20 protein-coding genes, 1 tRNA gene and 4 pseudogenes are annotated in these 18902 nt (G+C 74.0%); 7 read left to right on the plus strand and 18 right to left on the minus strand.

The annotated features are described in order from the left end of the window. Positions 1-17: 17 nt before the first annotated feature. On the minus strand, positions 18-401 hold the full coding sequence (locus BJF79_RS54110) for a hypothetical protein (protein ID WP_143220464.1): 384 nt from the start codon (positions 399-401) through the stop codon (positions 18-20). Between the two features lie 252 nt (positions 402-653). Here BJF79_RS54110 and BJF79_RS31575 point away from each other — a divergent pair. Then, positions 654-726: transfer RNA gene (locus BJF79_RS31575), tRNA-Arg, on the plus strand. Between the two features lie 10 nt (positions 727-736). Here the strand turns inward: BJF79_RS31575 and BJF79_RS31580 are convergent. Next, entirely contained in the window at positions 737-1090 is a 354-nt protein-coding gene (locus BJF79_RS31580; RefSeq protein WP_075902928.1) for a winged helix-turn-helix transcriptional regulator, read from the minus strand. 114 nt (positions 1091-1204) lie between these two features. Here BJF79_RS31580 and BJF79_RS31585 point away from each other — a divergent pair, with 114 nt between their 5' ends. From BJF79_RS31585 to BJF79_RS62380, 3 genes are all read left to right on the plus strand, one after another. After that, a complete protein-coding gene (locus BJF79_RS31585) occupies positions 1205-2068 on the plus strand; it encodes an NAD(P)-dependent oxidoreductase (protein WP_075902930.1) in 864 nt (287 codons plus the stop codon). A 124-nt stretch (positions 2069-2192) separates the two neighbouring features. Continuing rightward, positions 2193-2666, plus strand: a complete 474-nt coding sequence (locus tag BJF79_RS62375) for a hypothetical protein (protein WP_262402806.1) — start codon at positions 2193-2195, stop codon at positions 2664-2666. A gap of 358 nt (positions 2667-3024) precedes the next feature. Next, on the plus strand, positions 3025-3828 hold the full coding sequence (locus BJF79_RS62380) for a substrate-binding domain-containing protein (RefSeq protein WP_262402807.1): 804 nt from the start codon (positions 3025-3027) through the stop codon (positions 3826-3828). On the opposite strand, the gene BJF79_RS31595 is transcribed toward BJF79_RS62380, so the two are convergent. Next, the gene (locus tag BJF79_RS31595; protein ID WP_075902932.1) at positions 3825-5078 is read right to left on the minus strand and encodes an endonuclease/exonuclease/phosphatase family protein; all 1254 of its coding nucleotides are present in this window, start codon (positions 5076-5078) and stop codon (positions 3825-3827) included. The genes BJF79_RS62380 and BJF79_RS31595 overlap by 4 nt on opposite strands. A 52-nt stretch (positions 5079-5130) precedes the next feature. Beyond that, positions 5131-5880, minus strand: a pseudogene (locus BJF79_RS62385) (esterase-like activity of phytase family protein); the annotation flags it as partial. A gap of 119 nt (positions 5881-5999) precedes the next feature. On the opposite strand from BJF79_RS62385, the gene BJF79_RS62390 reads away from it, so the two are divergent. Continuing rightward, positions 6000-6281 (plus strand): hypothetical protein, encoded by a 282-nt coding sequence (locus tag BJF79_RS62390; RefSeq protein ID WP_075902936.1) that lies wholly within the window; start codon positions 6000-6002, stop codon positions 6279-6281. Positions 6282-6300: 19 nt separating this feature from the next. Here the strand turns inward: BJF79_RS62390 and mnhG are convergent, their stop codons facing one another. The 6 genes and pseudogenes from mnhG to BJF79_RS67495 form a co-directional block, all read right to left on the minus strand. Then, positions 6301-6654: a monovalent cation/H(+) antiporter subunit G gene (gene mnhG / locus BJF79_RS31610; RefSeq protein ID WP_075902938.1), complete on the minus strand. Its 354-nt coding sequence runs from the start codon at positions 6652-6654 to the stop codon at positions 6301-6303. Between the two features lie 258 nt (positions 6655-6912). Further along, positions 6913-7437 (minus strand): Na+/H+ antiporter subunit E, encoded by a 525-nt coding sequence (locus BJF79_RS31615; RefSeq protein ID WP_075902940.1) that lies wholly within the window; start codon positions 7435-7437, stop codon positions 6913-6915. Further along, on the minus strand, positions 7434-8702 hold the full coding sequence (locus tag BJF79_RS31620) for a proton-conducting transporter membrane subunit (RefSeq protein WP_316043481.1): 1269 nt from the start codon (positions 8700-8702) through the stop codon (positions 7434-7436). Before BJF79_RS31620 ends, BJF79_RS31615 begins: the two co-directional genes overlap by 4 nt. A 254-nt stretch (positions 8703-8956) precedes the next feature. After that, the gene (locus tag BJF79_RS62395) at positions 8957-9466 is read right to left on the minus strand and encodes a Na(+)/H(+) antiporter subunit C (RefSeq protein WP_083734286.1); all 510 of its coding nucleotides are present in this window, start codon (positions 9464-9466) and stop codon (positions 8957-8959) included. After that, complete coding sequence (gene mbhE, locus BJF79_RS62400; protein WP_083734284.1) at positions 9463-10674, minus strand: hydrogen gas-evolving membrane-bound hydrogenase subunit E; 1212 nt, start codon at positions 10672-10674, stop codon at positions 9463-9465. Before mbhE ends, BJF79_RS62395 begins: the two co-directional genes overlap by 4 nt. 547 nt (positions 10675-11221) lie before the next feature. Next, a pseudogene (locus BJF79_RS67495) lies at positions 11222-12391 on the minus strand (proton-conducting transporter membrane subunit); the annotation flags it as partial. Between the two features lie 347 nt (positions 12392-12738). On the opposite strand from BJF79_RS67495, the gene BJF79_RS31645 reads away from it, so the two are divergent. After that, on the plus strand, positions 12739-13530 hold the full coding sequence (locus BJF79_RS31645) for an SAM-dependent methyltransferase (RefSeq protein ID WP_075902944.1): 792 nt from the start codon (positions 12739-12741) through the stop codon (positions 13528-13530). Positions 13531-13630: 100 nt separating this feature from the next. Here BJF79_RS31645 and BJF79_RS31650 read toward each other — a convergent pair whose 3' ends face one another. Continuing rightward, entirely contained in the window at positions 13631-14668 is a 1038-nt protein-coding gene (locus BJF79_RS31650) for a CU044_5270 family protein (protein WP_075902946.1), read from the minus strand. A 1-nt stretch (position 14669) separates the two neighbouring features. Then, positions 14670-15203: an RNA polymerase sigma factor gene (locus tag BJF79_RS31655; protein ID WP_075902948.1), complete on the minus strand. Its 534-nt coding sequence runs from the start codon at positions 15201-15203 to the stop codon at positions 14670-14672. A 143-nt stretch (positions 15204-15346) separates the two neighbouring features. Here BJF79_RS31655 and BJF79_RS31660 point away from each other — a divergent pair, with 143 nt between their 5' ends. Continuing rightward, positions 15347-15727 (plus strand): YchJ family protein, encoded by a 381-nt coding sequence (locus BJF79_RS31660; RefSeq protein ID WP_262402809.1) that lies wholly within the window; start codon positions 15347-15349, stop codon positions 15725-15727. On the opposite strand, the gene BJF79_RS62410 is transcribed toward BJF79_RS31660, so the two are convergent. From BJF79_RS62410 to BJF79_RS56085, 6 genes and pseudogenes are all read right to left on the minus strand, one after another. Further along, on the minus strand, positions 15703-16146 hold the full coding sequence (locus tag BJF79_RS62410; RefSeq protein WP_262402810.1) for an ABC transporter ATP-binding protein: 444 nt from the start codon (positions 16144-16146) through the stop codon (positions 15703-15705). The two genes, BJF79_RS31660 and BJF79_RS62410, sit on opposite strands and share 25 nt — an antisense overlap. A 95-nt stretch (positions 16147-16241) precedes the next feature. Continuing rightward, a pseudogene (locus BJF79_RS62415) lies at positions 16242-16451 on the minus strand (ATP-binding cassette domain-containing protein); the annotation flags it as partial. Beyond that, positions 16423-16926: pseudogene (locus BJF79_RS62420) on the minus strand (ATP-binding cassette domain-containing protein); the annotation flags it as partial. The pseudogenes BJF79_RS62415 and BJF79_RS62420, both read right to left, overlap by 29 nt. A gap of 153 nt (positions 16927-17079) precedes the next feature. Beyond that, complete coding sequence (locus tag BJF79_RS62425; protein WP_262402811.1) at positions 17080-17367, minus strand: ATP-binding cassette domain-containing protein; 288 nt, start codon at positions 17365-17367, stop codon at positions 17080-17082. Next, entirely contained in the window at positions 17364-17810 is a 447-nt protein-coding gene (locus tag BJF79_RS31675) for an FtsX-like permease family protein (protein WP_075902950.1), read from the minus strand. The genes BJF79_RS62425 and BJF79_RS31675 overlap by 4 nt, the downstream gene beginning before the upstream one ends. After that, the coding region (locus BJF79_RS56085; protein ID WP_262402812.1) for a hypothetical protein at positions 17807-18902 on the minus strand (1096 nt) is incomplete at its 5' end. The genes BJF79_RS56085 and BJF79_RS31675, both read right to left, overlap by 4 nt.

The following is an 18902-nucleotide window of genomic DNA, read 5'->3' on the forward strand; positions in this document are numbered from 1 at the left end:
GCATCCGGTGGAACGGTCTACCGATCGCCGCGGCCGCGCCAGTGGCACCACCGTTCGAGGAACGGCACGTCCTCCCACCTGCAGTCGCGCCGCTGCCGGGTGGGCTCGGTCTTTTTCGGCGCCGACGACCCGCGCGGCGTCACGGCGGGCGCGGGCGCGGGCGGCGGCGTCGGAGGCGGTGGCGTGAGCGTCTCGGCCTGCGGTCCGGCCTCCGGCGCCACGTACTCCCCGTACGTGGGCTCCGACGTCGCCCGCTGCACGGGCGTCACCGCGCGGGACGAGCCGTCCGGCCCGTTCCCGAGCGTGAACGCGACCACGGCCGCGTCCGCCGCGAGGACCCCGGCGATCGCCGCCCACCTTCTCCGGGGGCCGCCCGCCCGCCCCTGATGCCGACCCGTCACGGCACCGAAGCGTACCGAGGTCGCCTGATCGGGCCTAGCGCGATCCCGACAGATTCCTCGCTTCTCATATCAACTCGGCCAACACCGCCCGGATACCCGTCCGAAATGCCACGGTTCGGGGGTGAGCGGACGCACGCATGCGTCGTCTGCTGCGGCGCGGGACGGGCGAACCGATAAGGATGCGCGTCACAGGCGCCCGTCCTCTACCCTGTTAGGTGCCGTCCGCTACGCTCATGCGTCGAGTGAAGACCGGCCTCCGTAGCTCAGGGGATAGAGCACCGCTCTCCTAAAGCGGGTGTCGCAGGTTCGAATCCTGCCGGGGGCGCAACCTGCGGTCAGGCGTGCTCCACCATCTCGTGGTTCTCGCGCCGGATCCGTTCACGGCCCCACGCGCCGAGGGGTTCGAGCGCCTTGTTGAGGGCGCGGCCGTGCCCGGTCAGGCTGTACTCCACCCGAGGCGGAACCTCCGCGTAGACCTCGCGGTGCACGAGGCCGTCCTGCTCCATCTCGCGCAGGTGCTGGGTCAGCATCTTCTCGCTCACCCCCGGAAGCACGCGGCGCAGTTCGGCGAAGCGCCTGGTGCCGCGCTGGTCCAGCTCCCAGAGGATCAGGCCCTTCCACTTGCCGCTGACCACGTCCAGTGCCGCGTCGATCCCGCAGATGTACGGGCCGCACCTGGTCGGCTTCATCGTGGACCTCACTTACTAGAAGGTAAGTACCGCAGAAGATAGTGGGTACTTCCGAGTTCTTCGGAACGGTTCCAGCATGGGGGCATGTTTCCGACGACTCAAGGAGCCGCTTCGATGAAGACCCCCGTGACCGTGCTCGGGCTGGGTGCGATGGGACGTGCGCTGGTCACCGCGCTGCTCGACGCGGGGCGGCCGGTCACCGTGTGGAACCGGACGCCCGGGAAGGCGGACGAACTGGCGGGCGCGGTCGAGGCCGCGAGCGTCCACGACGCGGTGACCGCGGGCGGGATCGTGGTCGTGTGCCTCTACGACCACGCCTCGGTGCACGAGACACTCGACCCGGTGGCCGCCGGGCTGCGCGGACGGGCGGTGGTGAACCTCACGACCACGACGCCCGCCGAGGCACGGGAGCTCGCGGAGTGGGCGGACGGCCACGGAATCGAGTACCTCGACGGAGCGATCATGGCGACGCCGCCGATGATCGGTGCTCCGGGCGCGCAGATCCTCTACAGCGGGTCGCGTGCGGTGTTCGATGGGCATCGCGAGGCGCTCGACCTGTGGGCGACGTCCGTCTACGACGGTGCGGACGCCGGAATGGCGTCGCTGTTCGACCTCGCGATCCTTTCGGGCATGTATCCGCTGTTCGCCGGATTCCTGCACGGCGCCGCGATGGTCCGCGCCGAGGGCGTCCCGGCGGCCGAGTTCGCGGAGCGCGCCGCGCCTTTCCTCGCCGCGATGACCGGGTCGTTCGCCGGCATCGCGCGAACCGTGGACGGCGGCGGCTACGACGTGCCGGGGCAGAGCCTCGACTGGACGGCCGGCGCGCTGGAGGCCATCGGCCGTGCGAGCCGCGAGCAGGGCGTCGATCCGGTTCCGGTCGACATGGTGGGGGCGCTCGTCCGGCGGCAGATCGACGAAGGGTACGGGAGCGAAGATATGTCCCGGCTCATCGAGAGCATGACCGGTGACGCGGTGTGATCATCGGTTTGTCCGGATGACGTGCAGGTGAATTCTGCTTGGACGATCGCGGCGAATCTGGCCATCGCGGCGGTGCGGCTGACAATCTGAAGGGCCCTACGGCTTCTGCGGAGAAGAAACAACGGTGAGCTTCGGTTTCGAATGGGACTTCGGCTCGATCGTCGCCGCCCTCAGTGTCGTGATCCCCTGCATCGCGTTCGTGTGGGAGTTCGTCGTCGTCCGGCGCAAGCGGCTGGGTTACCGCGTCCAGATGGACACGCTCGCGACGGACACGGCGCACGCGCCGAACGCCGACGTCCTCGCGCGGATGCACGACGACGGCAGGCCGCTGGACGAGCCGTCGTTCGTCCTGCTGCGGGTGGAGAACGCCGGGCTGACGGAGATCGTCGAGAGCGACTATCTGACCCCCCAGAACGACTGGACGGGAATTCGGGTCACGTTCCGGGACCGCCGGGTCGTCGGCCTGGCGGTCACCGAACTCAGCCAGCCGGAATTGCGCGACTTCTTCATCGCCCAGGTCGACGGCGGCAGCACCGAGGCCGCCGGATTCGGGATCAGCGACGAGGACGGCGCGGGCGCATCCGGCTGCCGAAGGTGAAACTCAACACCGGCGCCCATTACAAGGTGCTGGCGGTGCTGGAACGCAGTTCCGGGAATCCCGGCGACCGTTTCTCCAACCCGGTTTTCCGCGCGGACGTGGCCGGGCGGTCCAATCGCTGGCTCCGCTGGGTCTCCCGGCTCAAACTGGCGCGGACCGAGAGCCACACGTTCGCGTCCCGACCGGCGCTGCTGGGCATCGCGCTGCTGACGACGGCGGTGCTCGCGCAGTCGGGCATCGCGCTGTTCTGGCGCGCGGACCCGCCGCCGCTGGACTGCGTGGGCGGCACGCTGCACCTGCACGGTTCGACGGCGTTCGCGCCCGCGGTGACCGAGGCGGCGCGGAAGTACGTCGAGCTGTGCGACGGGAGGGGCGCCGCGATCCCGGTCGGGCCGGGGACGTCGGGGGCAGCGCGGAAGGGGTCGACGCGCTGGAGCGGGCCGGCGAGGCGGCGGGGGTCTCCGCCGGGGACGGGCTGGGCGACCACATCGCGTTCACCGACGGACGGGCCGTGGGCGACCACCCGCGGCTGCTGGGGCGGCCGATCGCGTACTCGCTGTTCACGCTCGTGGTCAACGCGGACGCGGGGGTGCAGAACCTGTCGTTGCAGCAGGTCCGCGACATCTACGCGGAGAAGGTGACGAACTGGTCGGACGTGGGCGGCACGGACCTCCCCGTCCATCTCGTCAACCGGCACCGCGGCTCGGGCACCCGCACCGCGCTCGTGGAGCGGGTGCTGAACGGCGGGGGCGGGCCCCGGATCGAGGTGCCGGAGGCCACCGCGGGCGACTGCTCGGCCCTCGGACGGGACGAGCCCGGCCGCTGCGAGGTCGGCGGGACGGACCGGCTGCTGCAGGAGGTCGCGGACGTCCCCGGCGCCCTCGGCTACAGCGAGGCGAGCAGCGCCGCCGCCGCCGAAGACATCGTCGAGGTGCGCATCGACGGCGTTCCGGCGACGCTGCGCGGCGTCGAGGACGGCCGGTACCCGTACTGGCAGATCGAGTTCGCCCACACCTACGGCGAACCGCCCGCCGGTTCGATCGCGGCGGCCTTCCTGCGCTACCTCACCGACCAGGGCGGCAAGGACGTCCTGCGCGAGTTCGGCGACCGCCCCTGCTCGGAGACGCGGTTCCCGCTGCTCTGCGAACCGGCCGGGTCCTAGGGGCGGACGTCCAGCCAGACGAGCCGGTGGTCGGAGGACGGGAACGGGTAGGCGCCGGTCAGCCGGGACAGCGGGTCGGACGAGACGGGCCAGAACACGCCGCCGCGGACGGTGCGGATCCCCCGGGACGGCAGGACGTAGTCGACGCGCAGGTTCCCCGGGGCGGTGTCGGCGAAGTCGGCCGTGTCGTGGCGGGGGTCGCCGTCGTGGCCGAGGTTCGCGCCGCCCTGGGACGCGGCGGCCTCGGCGGCGCCGCGGCTGGACGGCACGGACGACGCGTCGACGCGGGGGCTGCCGAGGAGCCGGCGGATCGCGCCGGCGTGGCTGTCGCCGTCGGCGGGGTCGGCGTTCTGGTCGCCGGCGATGACGAACCGCGCGCCGGGCCGCAGCCCGCCGCGCCGTCCCCGGTCGTCGTAGACGTAGCGGCTCGCGGACGGCCGGACGTAGTCCGCCCAGAACCGGATCTCGTCGTGGTTGCGCCGCCCGTTGCGGTCCTCGGCGCCGTCGAAGGACGGCGGCGTCGGGTGGCTGACGAGGAAGTGCACGGTCCGGCGGCCCACCCGGACGGGCACGTCCCAGTGGCTCTTGGACGACAGCCGAACCGATTCGAGTTCGTCGGCGCCGTACCAGTCGGACGGGGCGGGGGTGGACGGGTCGTCCGGCAGTGCGGCGCCCGGCATGTCCTTCCACCGGAACTTCTGGAACGTGCGGACGTGCCGGTAGTCGATCGGGTGGCGGGAGTAGACGACCATGCCGTACTGGCCGGGGAACATGCCGTACCCGTACGCGTCCTGCCCGTAGGCGTCGGAGCCGGGCTCGGTGACCGCCGTTCCGTCGTTGTTGAGGTCGAGACCGGAGGCGATGCCGGTGTTGCTCGGCGCCGTGTACCGGTAGCGGTAGCGGATCGGTTCGGCGCCGCCCTGCCCGACCGACAGGTAGTTGTCCTGGAAGAGCCGGGCCGCCTCGCCGCGCCGGTCGTAGTCGAACTCGTTGACGAGGAGCACGTCCGGACGGGCGCGCTGGACGATCTCCGCGATCGTGCGGGCCTGCGCGTCCGTCCGGGTGGACAGGTCGGCGACGAGTTCGCCCGCCGTCCCCCGGTTCAGCGACGCGTTGAACGTGGCGAACCGGACGTCGGACGAATGTCCGGGGCGTCCGCCGTGGGCGGACGCGGCGGGCGCGGGCAGCGCGACGGCCGCCGCGGCGATCGCGGCGGCGGCGAGCGCCACGGGAGCACCGGCACGGAACATGAAGACTCCTTCGGCTGTCGCCGGGCGGCGCCCGGCTGTCCAACGATCCCGGTCAGACGCGCACGGCGAGCGCGTAGACGCGGGTGATCTGGGTCGCGCCGCCGTTGTCGTCCGACACCAGGTAAAGGACGCGACGGCCGTGCCCGGTGCGGCCGCCGAGCGCCATGCCCTCGATGTTGTCGAGCAGCGGGTTGGGCTGCGGCTGCTTCGCGACGGCGCCGGACGGCGGGCAGTCGACGAGGTCGACCAGGAGTTCCTTGCCGAGCGCGGCCGACGGCTCGGCGCGGCGCGCCGAGACGTCCCGCGCGCCGCGCGTCGACGTCCGGTAGACGCGCACGGTGTTGCCGACGCCGGAGGTCCAGCCGCGTTCGAGGGCGAGGAGGCCGCCGTCCGGCAGCGCCGCCAGTTCCACCAGGCCGAGCCCGGGGTCGGTCGCGTAGGCGTACTGGGCCGCCGGACGGTACGCGCCGCCGGAGCGTCCGGCGTAGCGGACGATGCGGTTCACGCCGGGTTCGTCGCCCGCCAGCGCCCCCTCCATCCCCGCGTACAGGGTGCGGCCGTCGCGGGCGGCGGTGAGCGCCTCGAACGTCTGGTTGCGGACGGCGTCGCCCGCCGGGGCGACCCGGAACCGTTCGGGGACGGGCAGTTCGGCGCGCTGCCGGCCGGTGCGTGCGTCGAACCGCCGGATGGACGGCTCGGTCTCCGAACTCACCAGCACCGTGCGTCCGCCGCGCTCGGCCACCAGGCCCTCGCCGTCGAGGTCGGCGCCGGTGTACGGGGTGCCGTCGGGGCGCTTGAGGGTCGTGACGTCGCGCGCGGCGCGCGCGACCCGCGCGGGTGCGTCCGGAGGGCAAGGTCGTACATCCGGGCCGGGGTGGTGCCGATATTGTCGACGAGCGCGACGGCGCCGGCCCGGGGCGGGTGACGGCGAGGGCCGAGAGCCCCGCGACGGCCGTCCCGTCCAGGGTCGTCTTGTCGAGCGCGTCGAAGAAGCCGAGCAGCGCGGCCGACGGCGAGCACGCCGCGGCGCCGGGCGGCGGGGCCGCTGCGGCGGGGACGGCGGGGACGGCGGGGACGGCGGGGACGGCCGCCGAGCAGCAGTCCGGCGGCGGGGACGAGCAACCTACGCGACGACATGTCGGCCTCCCGGGGAACGCGTCGCCCGAGCGTACGGGCGGGCGGACCGCCGCCGCCCGAGCGTGATCGAAGCACCGGCCGAACTTCAGGTGAACGGCCGCCCCGGCGCGTCCTTCCCGCCGGTGCTCTCGTCGACGACCAGGCGGTCGCGGTCGATGCCGCCGGTGCGGTAGGCGGCGCGGCCGATCGTCTGGGCGGTCACCGGGGCGGTGATCAGCTGGAACACCGCCACGAGCAGGAACGGGGCGGCGGCGGTGAGCGAGTCGGCCTGCGGCGCGACGCCGGCGAGGACCAGCAGGAGGCCGATGGTCTGCGGCTTCGTCGCGGCGTGCAGGCGGCTGAGCAGGTCGGGGAAGCGCAGCGCGCCGAGGGCGCCGAGGAAGGAGAAGGCGGCCCCGGCGGGCAGCAGGACCGCGGTGACGACGTCGGCGGGGCTCATCGGTTCCGCTCCCGTTCGCCCGCGAGGCGCGCCGCGGTGACCGAGCCGACGAAGCCGAGGAGGCGATCACGACGAGCAGGGTGGCGTTGGCGGGTTCGTCGCGGGCGGCGACGTGCACGGCGATGCCGCTGACGAGGAGGACCGACATGACGTCCAGCGCCATGATGCGGTCGAAGAAGGTGGGGCCGCGCAGGAGCCGCGCGGTCGTCATGGCGAGCGCGGCGCCGAGGAGGCTCAGGGTCAGGGCGTAGACGGCGGTCATGCGGGCTCCTCGGGTTCGGGCGCGCCGAGGGCGCGCAGCAGGCGCCGTTCGGTGGCGAGCAGGCCGTGCCTGACCGATTCGGCGGCGGCGGGGGTGTCGACGGGCATTCCGTGGATGAGGAACAGCGAGCGTTCCCAGTCGATGTCGAGGACGAGCGTGCCCGGCCGCAGCGACATGCTCGTGGTCACCGCGAGGAGGACGACGTCCGACTGCGAGCGCGCGCGCACGTGGACGAGGGCTCCGCGCACGCGGCTCGGCCGCCACAGCGCGTGCTTGCCGATGACGACGCTGGAGGCGAACAGGTCCCAGGCGAACTCCAGGCCCGCCTCCGCGAGCCGGACGGGACGAAGCCGGGTGATGAACGGGACGGTGGGCAGCCGCGTGACGGCGTAGGCCGCGTAGGCGACGGCGATACCGGACAGGACGGTCGCGGCGTCGACGCGTCCCCAGAGCAGGAGCCACACGGCGAGCAGCCACCCGGCCATGCCCGCGCGGGAGCCGATGCGGCGCAGGATGTTCACCGTTCCCCCAGGACGGCCCGGACGTACGGCGCGGGGTTCAGCAGTTCGGTCGCGGCCTGGTGGCTCCATTCGGTGAGGGGCCCGGCGAACACGGGGATGAGGAGGCCGCCGCAGACCATCGCGGCGGTGACGGCCCGCATGACGCGGATGCCGCCCTGCGCGGCCTCGTCGTGCGGACGTTCCGGCAGGTCGCGCGGGTCGCGCGGGGTGCGCCAGAACGCGAGGGCCCACATCCGGCTCATCGCCATGAGGGTGAGCAGGCTGGTGAGGACGGCGACGGCGGTGACGGCGTACGCGGCGGTGCGGCCGCCGTCGACACCGGCCTGGAAGAGGGCGAGCTTGGCGATGAACCCGGAGGTCGGGGGGACGCCGCTGACGCTCATGGCGGGGATGAAGAACAGGACGGACACGAAGGGCGAGACGGCCGCGAGGCCGCGCAGGCGGGTGAGCGAGATCTCCCCGGTGAGGCCCTGCATGAGGTCGCTGACCAGGAACAGCGTCGCCTGGACGACGATGTGGTGGACGAGGTAGAGGATCGCGCCGGTGAGTCCCGCGACGGTGAACAGGCTGAGCCCGAACAGCATGTAGCCGATGTGCCCGACGAGGGTGAACGACAGGACGCGGTGCACGTCGTCGTGGGTGAGGGCGCCGAGCGTCCCGACGAGCATGGTGAGCGCGGCGAGCAGGAGCATGGGCCAGGAGAGGTCGTCGCGGGGGAACAGCAAGGTCTCGACGCGGATGAGCGAGTAGACGGCGGCCTTGGTGAGCAGCGCGGCGAAGATGGCGGTGATCTTGGTGAGGGCGGCGGGGTAGCTGTCGGGCAGCCACAGGTGCATCGGGACGATCGCGCTCTTGATGCCGAACACGACGAGGAACAGCATGGCGAGGGCGGTGCGGGTCCCGGCGGGCAGCTCGGCGGTGCGGGTGGACAGGTCGGCGAGGTTGACGGTGCCGGTCGCGGCGTAGGTGAGGCCGATGGCGGTGAGGAAGAGGATGGACGAGGTCAGGCTGACGGCCGTGTAGGTCATGCCCGCCTGGACGCGTTCGCGGGTGGGCGCCAGCGTCAGCAGGACGTAGCTGGACGCGAGCATCACCTCGAAGGCGACGAAGAGGTTGAACAGGTCTCCGGCGAGGAAGAGCAGGCAGACCCCGGCAGTCAGGGCGAGGTAGGCGGGGTAGAAGACGCCGGGTTCGTGCTCGCCGAGGCCCCCGGCGCCCTCGCCCACGCCGTGCACCATGATCGCCAGCAGGACGGCGGCGGACACCGTGACGAGCAGGGTGGAGAGCCGGTCGGCGACGAGCGTGATGCCGAGCGGCGCGGCTCGGCCGCCGAGTTGGACGGCGATGACGCCGTCCCGGGCGACGGCGGCGACGAGCGCCCCGGCGGCCGCGACGACCCCGGCGACGACGAGCGGCGCGCGGATGCCGCAGCCACCGCTCCCGGCGGCGGACGACGAGGGCGAGCGCGGCGCCGAGCAGCGGCAGGACGAACGGCAGCGGGACGAGGACGCTCATCGGTTCATCCGCCGTCTCCGCGAGGCGGCTTCCCGGACGGGTCGCCGGGAGGGGCGTCGGGGGGCTCGTCCGGGGGCTCGTCCTGGCGGGCGGGTTCCTGGTTTCCCTCGACGGGGTCGCCCGTCCAGGTGTCGGGGTCGGCGCGCTCCTCGGCGCAGATGCGGCGGTCCTCGACGTCGTCCTGGACCTCGTCCTCGCCGGTGAGGAGGCGGCTGCGGTAGGCGAGCGCGAGCAGGAAGGCGGTGACGCCGAACGTGATGACGATCGCGGTGAGCGCCATCGCCTGCGGCAGCGGGTCGGCCATCTCCACGTCGTCGTCGCCGCCGAGCAGCGGGGGCGAACCGGCCGGGCCGCCCGCGAGCAGCAGCGCGAGGTTGGCGCCGTGGCCGAGCAGCATGAACCCGACGACGATGCGGACGAGCGAGCGTTGCAGCATCAGGTGGAACCCGGTCGCGAACAGGACGGCGACGGCGGCCGTCAGCACGAGGGTGGGACCGGCCATCGGGTCGGTCATCGGGGCTCCTCTCCGGCGACGTCGCGGCCCGCCAGCTCGGCGCGGGTCTCCCCCTCGCCCTCCTCCAGGCTCGCGCCGAGGGTGGTGAGGATCGTGAGCACGAGCCCGAGCACCAGCAGGTACACCCCGATGTCGAAGAACAGGCTGGTCGGCAGGTGGATCTCGCCGATGACGGGGACGTGCCAGTGGTAGCTCGTCCCGTACAGGAACGCGTCGTCGATGAGCCAGCCGGCGGCGCCGGTGGCGAGGGCGATCAGCAGGCCGCCGCCGAGCAGGACGGCGGGACGGACGGGAATGGCGAGGGCGAGCTCGCGCTTGCCGCCGGGCAGGTAGCGCAGGACGAACGCCATCCCGGCGACGAGCCCGCCGACGAAACCGCCGCCGGGGCGGCCGTGCCCGGCGACGAGTAGGTAGACCGAGACCACGAGCAGGGTGGGGCCGAGCAGGCGGGCGGTGGCCTCCAGGACGACGGACGAACCGCCGAGCGGCGGGCGTCCGGGGGCGGCGAGCCAGCGCGTCCGTCCGGCGCGTGGCTCGGCATGGCGCCCGGACGTGTGCCCGGACGGGCGCCCGGACGGCGGTACGGCGCGGCGCTCGTGCAGCGGCGGGGCGCCGGGGCCGGTGAGGACGAGCCCGGCGACGCCCATCGCCGCGATGGCGAGCACGACGATCTCGCCGAGCGTGTCGAGCGCGCGCAGATCGACGATGATCATGTTGACGACGTTCTTCGCGCCTTCCTCCGCGGTGGGACGGGCGTAGGCGGGGCCGACCGGCGGGGCGGTGCGGCTGAGCGCGGCGACGATCATGAACAGGGCGACGAACACGCCGAGGCAACTGCTGACGAGGGCGGTGCCGACCCGGGCGCGGGTCGTCCGGCGGCGCGGCGGGAACCGGTCGGGGAGCCGCCGCAGCGCGAGCACCAGCATGATCAGCGAGAGGGTCTCGACGACGAGGAGGGTGAGCGCGATGTCGGGGGCGCCGTGCAGGACGAACAGGCCGCCGACGGCGTAGCCGACCCCGGCGAGCAGCAGCGCGGCCGACAGCCGGCGGTTGACGTGGACGGCCGCGAGCGCGCACGCGGCGACGATGCCGACCAGGAGGAGCTGGCCCGGTTCGTCCCAGCCGCGCAGCCGGTCGGCGGACGGGTCCGAGGCGGTCCCGCCGATGAGCCCGGCGGCGAGGCCCGCGCCGGGCAGGAGCAGCACCATCACGCCGATGACGGACAGGTACGCGGGCAGGGAGCCGGTCTGGATGCGGCGGGTGACGGAGTGGGCGGTGGCGAGGATCGCGGCGACGACGCGTCGTAGGCGTCTGCGCGTCGGGGGCGCGCCACCGGGCGGACGGTGCGGGGAACGTTCGTCCGAACGCCCGGTACACGGCGTAACCGGCGGCGAACGCGACGAGGGTGAGGACGATCGGCAGCCCGAAGCCGTGCCAGAGCGCGAATTCGTACTCGGGGCGGGGCGCGGGAAGCTCGTCGGCGTAGGCGCCGAGGAGGGTGTCGAGGGGGCCGGTCAGCAGGCCGCCCGCGAACCCGGCGACGGCGAGCAGGACGACCGGCGCGACGAGCCCCCACGAGGTGCGGGGCCGCGGCCCGTCCGCACCGGACGCGGCACCGGACGCGGCACCGGACGGGCCGCCGCCGAACGCGCCGTGCAGGAAGCGGGCCCCGTAGGCGACGGTCAGCGCGGCGCCCGCCACGATCCCGGCGAGGACGGCGGCGTCGGTGCCGCCGTGCGCGAACGCCTTGAGGGCGGTCTCCTTCGCGACGAATCCGAGGAACGGCGGCAGCCCGATCATGGACGCGATCGCGAGGGCCGCCGCGACGGCGAGGACGGGCCGCCGCCGTCCCGCGCCGGACAGTTCGTGGGCGTGCCGCGTGCCCTCCTCGTGTTCCAGGACGCCGACCGCGAGGAACAGCGGCGCCTTGAACAGGCCGTGCGCGAGCAGCAGCGCGATGCCCGCGAGCGCGGCCGTCCGGGTCCCGGCGCCGAGCAGCACCATGAGGAAGCCGAGCTGGCTGACGGTGCCGTAGGCGAGCAGCCGTTTCAGGTCGTTCTGGCGGAGCGCGACGACGCCGCCGCCGAGCAGGCCGACGAGCCCGACGGAGACGATCAGCGGACTCCACGGGCCGGTTCCGGCGAACGCGGGCGACAGCCGCGCCACCAGGTAGACGCCCGCCTTGACCATCGCGGCGGCGTGCAGGTAGCCGCTGACGGGCGTCGGCGCGACCATCGCGGCGGGCAGCCACGCGTGCAGCGGCATCTGGGCGGACTTGGCGAACGCGCCGAGCAGGATCAGCACCATCGCGGTCACGGCCGGGGCGCCGCCGGGCGGGTCGGCGACGATCTCGGAGATCCGGTACGTCCCGGCGGTCTCCCCGAGCACGATGAACCCGGCCAGCATGACCAGGCCGAACGCGGTGGTGGTCAGCAGGGCCTGCAGGGCGGCGCGCCGGTCCGCGGTCCGCTCGGGGTGCCCGGCGCCGATGAGGATGAAGGAGCTGACCGTGGTCAGCTCCCAGAACACGTAGAGGACGAGCAGGTTGTCGGCGAGGACGAGCCCGGTCATCGCGCCCGCGAACGCGACGAGCGTCCCGACGGTGAGCCGCTCGGTGCGGGGACCGGACGGGAAGTACCACGCGGCGTAGCACAGGACGACCGCGCCGACGCCGCCGACGAGCAGCAGCATCACCACGGCGAGGGCGTCCAGCCGGAAGTCGATCGTCAGGCCGAGTTCGGGCGCCCACGACAGCCGCGCCGTGTCGGCGTGCCCGGCCGCGACGTCCCCGGCGCGGGCGACGGCCCAGGCGGCGGTGGCGGCCGGGACGAGCGCGGCGGCGTACCCCATCGCGCGGCCGTGCCGTCCGAACGCCCAGGGGACGAGGACCGCAGCGGCGGCGTAAAGCAGGATCAGGGTGAACATGACGCCGCGCCGGGCACGCACCCCCTCCGCTGCCGATCACCGGTGCTGACGACGATCTACCCGACGTGCGGCCGCGAAACGGAGCGTCCCTACTCCGCCGCCGGGACGGGCCGGATCGGGCCGGGACGGCCGTCCGGGCCGGGCGTCCGGACCCGGCCGTCCGTGGACGGCGAGGTCGCGCGGGGCGACGACCGGCCGACCACGGAACCGGCGGTCCGGATCCGGTTGTCGGGCCGCCGGGGGTCTGATTTTCTGCTCCTGCGAAGCCCCGAGATCCCCTTTGCCCGCTGGAGGCGACCGTGCACGGTGACGAGGAATTCGCCTGGCATGAGGCCGAAAAAGATCTGATGGACGGAATCGATACTTCGATCCCGCATTCGGCGAGAATCTGGAACTACTGGATGGGCGGCAAGGACAATTACGCGGTCGACCAGGAGGCGGGCGCCCATTTCGCAGGCATCTATCCGAGCATCGCGGACATGGCCCGTTCGTCCCGGTACTACATCATGCGGGTGGTGCGGTTCCTGGCGGGCGAGGCGGGCGTCCGGCAGTTCCTGGACATCGGCACCGGCCTGCCCAGCCACGACAACACCCACGAGGTCGCGCAGCGCGTCGCGCCCGACTCCCGCATCGTGTACGTCGACAACGACCCGCTCGTCCTCGCGCACGCGCACGCGCTGCTCACCGGCAAGGGGACGGGCGGCACCGACTACATCGACGCGGACCTGAACGAGCCCGAGTCGATCCTCGCGACCGCGCGCGCGAAACTCGACTTCGAACGGCCCGTCGCGCTGATGCTCATGGGCGTTCTCGGCCACGTCCCGGTCGACGGGGACGACGACGCCCGCGCGCGCCGGATCGTCGGGACGCTGAAGGACGCGCTGCCGTCCGGGAGTTACATCGCCGTCTACGACGGCACGAACACCGACCCGTCGTTCGTCGAGGCGGTCGGCGACTACAACTCGGGCGGATCCGTCCCGTACGTGTTGCGCAGCCCGGAGCAGCTCGGGCATTTCCTGGACGGGTTCGAGCCGGTCGATCCGGGTCTGGTGGAGATCGGCCGGTGGCGTCCCGATCCGAACCCGTTCGACGACACCAAGAGCCACGACGCCTGGGGCGGGGTCGCCCGCAAACCCTAGCCTGGGTTCGTTGACCTGCGGCGTGTTGCCCTTATAGACGCCCGAGTTAGGGCAACACGCCGCAGATCAACATCAGGAGGGGGCGCGGCGAGTGCCCGCGCTATGGACGTTCGCCGGGTTCGTCGACGATCGCGGCGGCCACCCGGACCTGCTCGTACTGCAGGGTGCCGCTCTTGATGGTGGAGCGGCTCTTGCCGCCGTCGTCGCCTTCGTCGCCCTCGTGCACGTGTTCGGCGACCGTGATGGTGCGTTCGCCCCGGTAGCGGTAGGTCTCCGGGTCGAGCATGACCTCCTCGCGGACCCACCCCTCCTTCCGGGTCAGCCCGAGGGTGATCGCCGGGCGGCCCGCGGCGTCCACGGTGCCCTCGGTCGCGGTGACGCCGGGGATCCGCTTCATCGCCTGGAAGATCGCCGCCTCGACCTTCGGCGGGTGGAGGTTCTCGGCGAGGATCGTGACCAGGGTGCCGAACGCGAGAGCGTCCGGTTCGCCGGGGATCGCCCCGATCTTGCGGAGGAGTTCGTCCGGGTCGGTGGGCAGCGGGTCGAACCGGGACGCGCGCGGTCCCTTGTCCGAGACGGGCGACTCTTCGAGCTTCCCGTTCTGGTACGCGGCGTACTGGTGCTTGCCGTCGACCCGCCGCCAGTACTCCCAGGTCTTGGTCACGTACGGGCCGCCGGTGACGGCGCCGGACGGTTCGGCCGCGCCCTTCATCCGGACCTTGGTGTAGAGCCACTGCTCGGCTTCGGGCGCGGTGTACGGGCGGGCCTTCGCCGCCGCGGCGGCGCTGTCGAGGAGCTCGGACGCGTGCGCGACCGAGCCGATCGCGGGGACGGCGGGGATGGGCCCGCGGGGGCGTCCCTCGTCGTCGGTCACCACGACCGACACCCCGGCGGTCGCGGCGGCGGCCAGCGCGCCGACGGCGACGAGGCGGACGGCGATCCGGGGGAACCGGCGGCGGGCCGGGACGTTCCCGGCGGGTGCGGCCTCGGGCGGGGTCGCGGTGATCTCGTCGAGCAGCGCGCGCGCCGGGATGGTCCGCGTACCCGGTGACGTCGTCGTCGACGTCACCCGGGCCAGGGTGCGCACCAGGTCGTCGGTGGGGTGGTCGGTCGGGTGATCTGTGGGGTGAGACGTCATGTCAGCGGCCTCCGTTCGCGATCAGGGGCGCGGCGTCGAAGCCGGCCGAGTGCAGTCGGCGGGAAAGGCGTTTGCGGGCCCGGTGGAGCCGAACGCGGACGGTCGCGGCGGAGCAACCGAGGACGGCGGCGATCTCGCTGCGGCCGAGTCCCTCCCAGGCGACCAGCCGGAGCAGTTCGCGGTCGCTTTCGGACAGGCCCGCGAACGCCTGCGCGATGGCGGAGGTGTCGACGAACTCGTCCGCCGCCGTCGCGAGCTCGTCGCGGAGCTCGGGGTGCAGGGTCGTGGTCCGCTGCCGCCGCCGGGTCTCCTTCTCCCAGTGCCGGGCGACGACGCGGCGGGCGACGCCGTACAGCCAGAGCCGCGCGGCGTCGCCGGACGGGACGTCGTCCAGCCGCCGCCACGCGACGGTGAAGACGTCCGCGACGACGTCGGCGGCGTCGTCCGGGGACGAGCAGCGCCGCAGCACGTAACCGAGGATCGGCTCGTACGACGCGGCGTAGACGGCCTCGAATCGGGCCTTCCGGTCATCCATCGGCGGCCCGGCGTTTCTCGTGAGGCATGCGGCTCTCCTTGTATGGGTTCGCCCCATACGTCCGGGGAGGGGCGCCGACGTTACACGGCACCGCCGAACCTCAGGACGGCCGGACGGCCGGACGGCTGCGGTTGAATGGGCGCGTGGCAAAGGGATGCGCGTGCGGAAGCGGGACCGGGTACCGGGGGTGCTGCGGGCGGCTGCACCGGGGCGAGGCCGACGCGGCGACGGCCGAGGAGCTGATGCGGTCGCGGTACAGCGCGTTCGCCGAGCGCGACGAGGCGTACCTGCTGCGGACGTGGCACCCCGCGACGCGTCCCGAGCGGATCGACTTCGATCCCGGGACGCGGTGGACCGGCCTGGAGATCGTCCGGACGGAGGCGGGCGGGCCCGCGGACGCCCGGGGCGTCGTGGAGTTCCGCGCCCGGTACACCTCCGGCGGCGAGGCCGGGGAGCAGCACGAGGTCAGCCGGTTCGTCCGGGACGGCGACGCGTGGGTCTACGTGCGCGGCAAGGTCGGCTGAGCGGCGTCCGCCGGGAGTTCGGTGATCGCGCCGTCCTCCAGGTGGAGGACGCGGTCGGCCTGGCCCAGCAGCGTCCGGTCGTGCGTGGCGACGATGACGGTCACGCCCTCGCTCGCGACGATCGCGCGCAGCAGCGGCATGAGGGCGGCGGCGGTCTCGGAGTCGAGCTGGCCGGTGGGCTCGTCGGCGAGCAGCAGCCGGGGCCGGTTGGCGAGCGCGCGGGCGACGGCGACGCGCTGGCGCTGCCCGCCGGACAGTTCGTGCGGGCGCTGCGCCGCGTGGTCGGCGAGCCCGACGAGCCCGAGCAGCACCCGGACGCGCTCGTCCCGTTCGGCGGGCGGGGTGCGGGTGAGGCGGAGCGGCACCTCGACGTTCTCGGCGGCCGACAGCACGGGGAGCAGGCCGTGCGACTGGAACACGAACCGATGACGTCCCGGCGGAGGGCGAGCAGGTCGTCCTCGGGGAGGGCGCCGACGTCGCGGCCGCCGACCCGGACGGTGCCGCCGTCGGGCGCGTCGAGGCCGCCGATCAGGTTGAGCAGCGTCGTCTTCCCGGCCCCGGACCGTCCGGTGATCGCGACGAACTCGGCGGGGGCGACGGTGAGGGACGCGCCGCGCAGCGCCGGGACCTCGACGCGTCCGGTGCGGTAGGTCCGGACGAGCTCGCGGACCTCGACCATCGGCTCGCCGGCCGGCTCACTCATCGGTTTCCCCTTCCTCGGCATCGGGACGGTCGGGCCAGACGCCGACGTGGTCGGATTCGAGCGCGAGCCGGACGCGGTCGCGCATGCCGAGCGGCTCGGTGAAGCCCTTCGGGAGCTGGACGCGCCCGACGCGGTCGAGCAGCGCGTACTCCTCGCTGGTGCGGGTGCCGTCGGCCTCGTCGCGGCGCCGCACCTCGCTGCTCGTCCGGCCGTCCCGGATCCCGACGGTGCGGTCGACCCGCTCGGACACCTGCGCGTCGTGGGTGACGACGACGGTGGTGGTGCCGAACTCGGCGTTGACGCGGCGGAGCGCGTCGAACACCTCGCCGCCGGTGCCGGTGTCGAGTTCGCCGGTGGGTTCGTCGGCGAGCACGACGTGCGGCTCGTTCGCGACGGCGACGGCGATCGCGACGCGCTGCTGCTGGCCGCCGGACAGTTCGGCGGGCCGCCGGTCGGCGCAGTCGCCGACGCCGAGCATGCCGAGCAGTTCGGCGGCGCGGACGGCCCGGTCGCGGCGGGCGCTGGCCGGCGAACCGCATCGGCAGCTCGACGTTCTGCGCGGCGGTCAGGTACGGCAGGAGGTTGCGGGCGGTCTGCTGCCAGATGAACCCGACCTGCTCGCGGCGGAAGCGGAGCCGCTCCTTCGCGGTCATCGTGAGCAGGTCGGGGCGCCGACGGCGACCCCGGCGGTCGGGACGTCCAGCCCGGACAGGATGTTCAGCAGCGTCGACTTCCCGGACCCGGACGCGCCGACGATCGCGATCAGCTCGCCCGCGTCGACGAGCAGGTCGAGGCCCTGCAGCGCGACGACCTCGATCCCGTCGGTCTTGTAGATGCGGACGAGGTTGTCGCAGACGATGTGGGCGCCCGCGCCGAACTCGGGGCCGCGTTCGACGGCCCGCCGTTCGAGTTCGGCCAGGTCGGGTGCTTCGGTCATGTCGGTCGGTCCCCCGTTCTCCGGACGGTGCCGCGCCGCGCGTCGAACCCGCGGTCGACGAGGACGGCCGCCGCGCAGGCGGCCAGCAGGGCGGCGAGCAGCCCGAGCGTGGCGGCGGCGCTCGGGAAGTGGGCGGTGGCGGCGAACCCGCCGGTGTAGGGGCTCAGGTCGACGACGGGTCCGGTGATGCCGGGCAGCAGCAGCCCGAGCGCCCACCCGGCGCCGACCGCGCACAGCAGCACCGGGGCGATCTCGACGAGCGCGAGGGCGCGGCCCTGCCGCCGGCTCAGCCCGAGGACCCGCAGCCGCGCGACGGTCTCGCCCCGCGCGCGGGCCCCGACGACGAGGACGAGCAGCACCGTGAGCAGCCCGAACGCGGCGGCGATGAGCGCGCCGCCGGAGAAGGTGCGGTGCACGACGGTGACCATGGGCGCGTCCGTCATGCCGTGCAGGACGTCCGCGCGCAGTTCGACCCCGGTGCCGTGCGCGGCGGTGCGGAGGGCGGCGGCGTCGAGGCCGGTCCCGGCGACGAAGTACTCGGCGGGGAAGCCGTCGGCGGTGACGTCGCCGAACGGGACGATCGCGAACGCGCTGCCCGCCGTCTGCCCCGGGAATCGCTCGACGCGTCCGGCGTGCCCGCGGGGACGCGGACGTCGTCGATGCCGTACCGGCCGAGCGTCGCGGGGCCGGAGCCGACGATGTCGGCGGCGGCCGGGGACAGCGGCGCCTCGCCCGTCCCGGGCAGTCCGGGCACGTCGGGCGCGAGGTCGCGGTAGGCGTCGAGGTCCACCGCGACCAGGGTGATCGGGGCGGGGTCGTCGCCGGCGGTGACGCCCGGGACGATCCGGGCGGGCACGACCCCGGTGACGCCGTCGACGGCGCGGAGCCGGTCGGCGGCGTCGGAGCGGAGCCGCTCCGCCGACACCCGGGCGTCCGCGCCGACCCTGGACCAGGCGGCACGGTCCTGGCCGCGCTGGAGCCCGGCGTCGTCGACGGTCGCGGTGAACCCGGCCATCGCGGCGGCGAGCAGCAGGACGGCGAGCGGCAGCGCCCCGATCGAGCTCTGCCGGGCGGCGCGGGCGAGGCCGAGGAACGCGACCGCGCCGGGACGGCGCCGCAGCAGCGGACCGGCGGCGCGCAGCAGGTGCGGGTAGCCGCGCAGGACGAGCGCGCCGACGGCGCGCCGAGCAGCACCGGGACGGCGGCGATCAGCGGGTCGCCGCCCGCGTCGGCGCCCGCCTCCGCGCCGCGCCGCCGCAGCAGCACGACGGCGATGGCGGCGAGCGCGACGAGCAGGCCGTCCAGGACGAGCCGCCGCCGGGACGGGCCGCCCGCCGCGAGCTCGTCGTGCCGGTCGGCCGCCGACGGGACCCGTTCCCGCAGGACGACCGCGCCCGGGACGGCGATCGCGAGGACGGCGAGCGCGGCGACGGCGATCGTGGACGCGTCCTGCGGCGGGCCCGCGTCCAGCAGGCGTCCGGCCGCTGTGGCCGAGGGCGGCGGCGGGCAGGACGGCGGCGGCGGTGAGCGCGCAG

The organism is Actinomadura sp. CNU-125, assembly GCF_001942465.1.
In the GTDB taxonomy this organism is placed as follows: Bacteria; Actinomycetota; Actinomycetes; order Streptosporangiales; family Streptosporangiaceae; genus Spirillospora.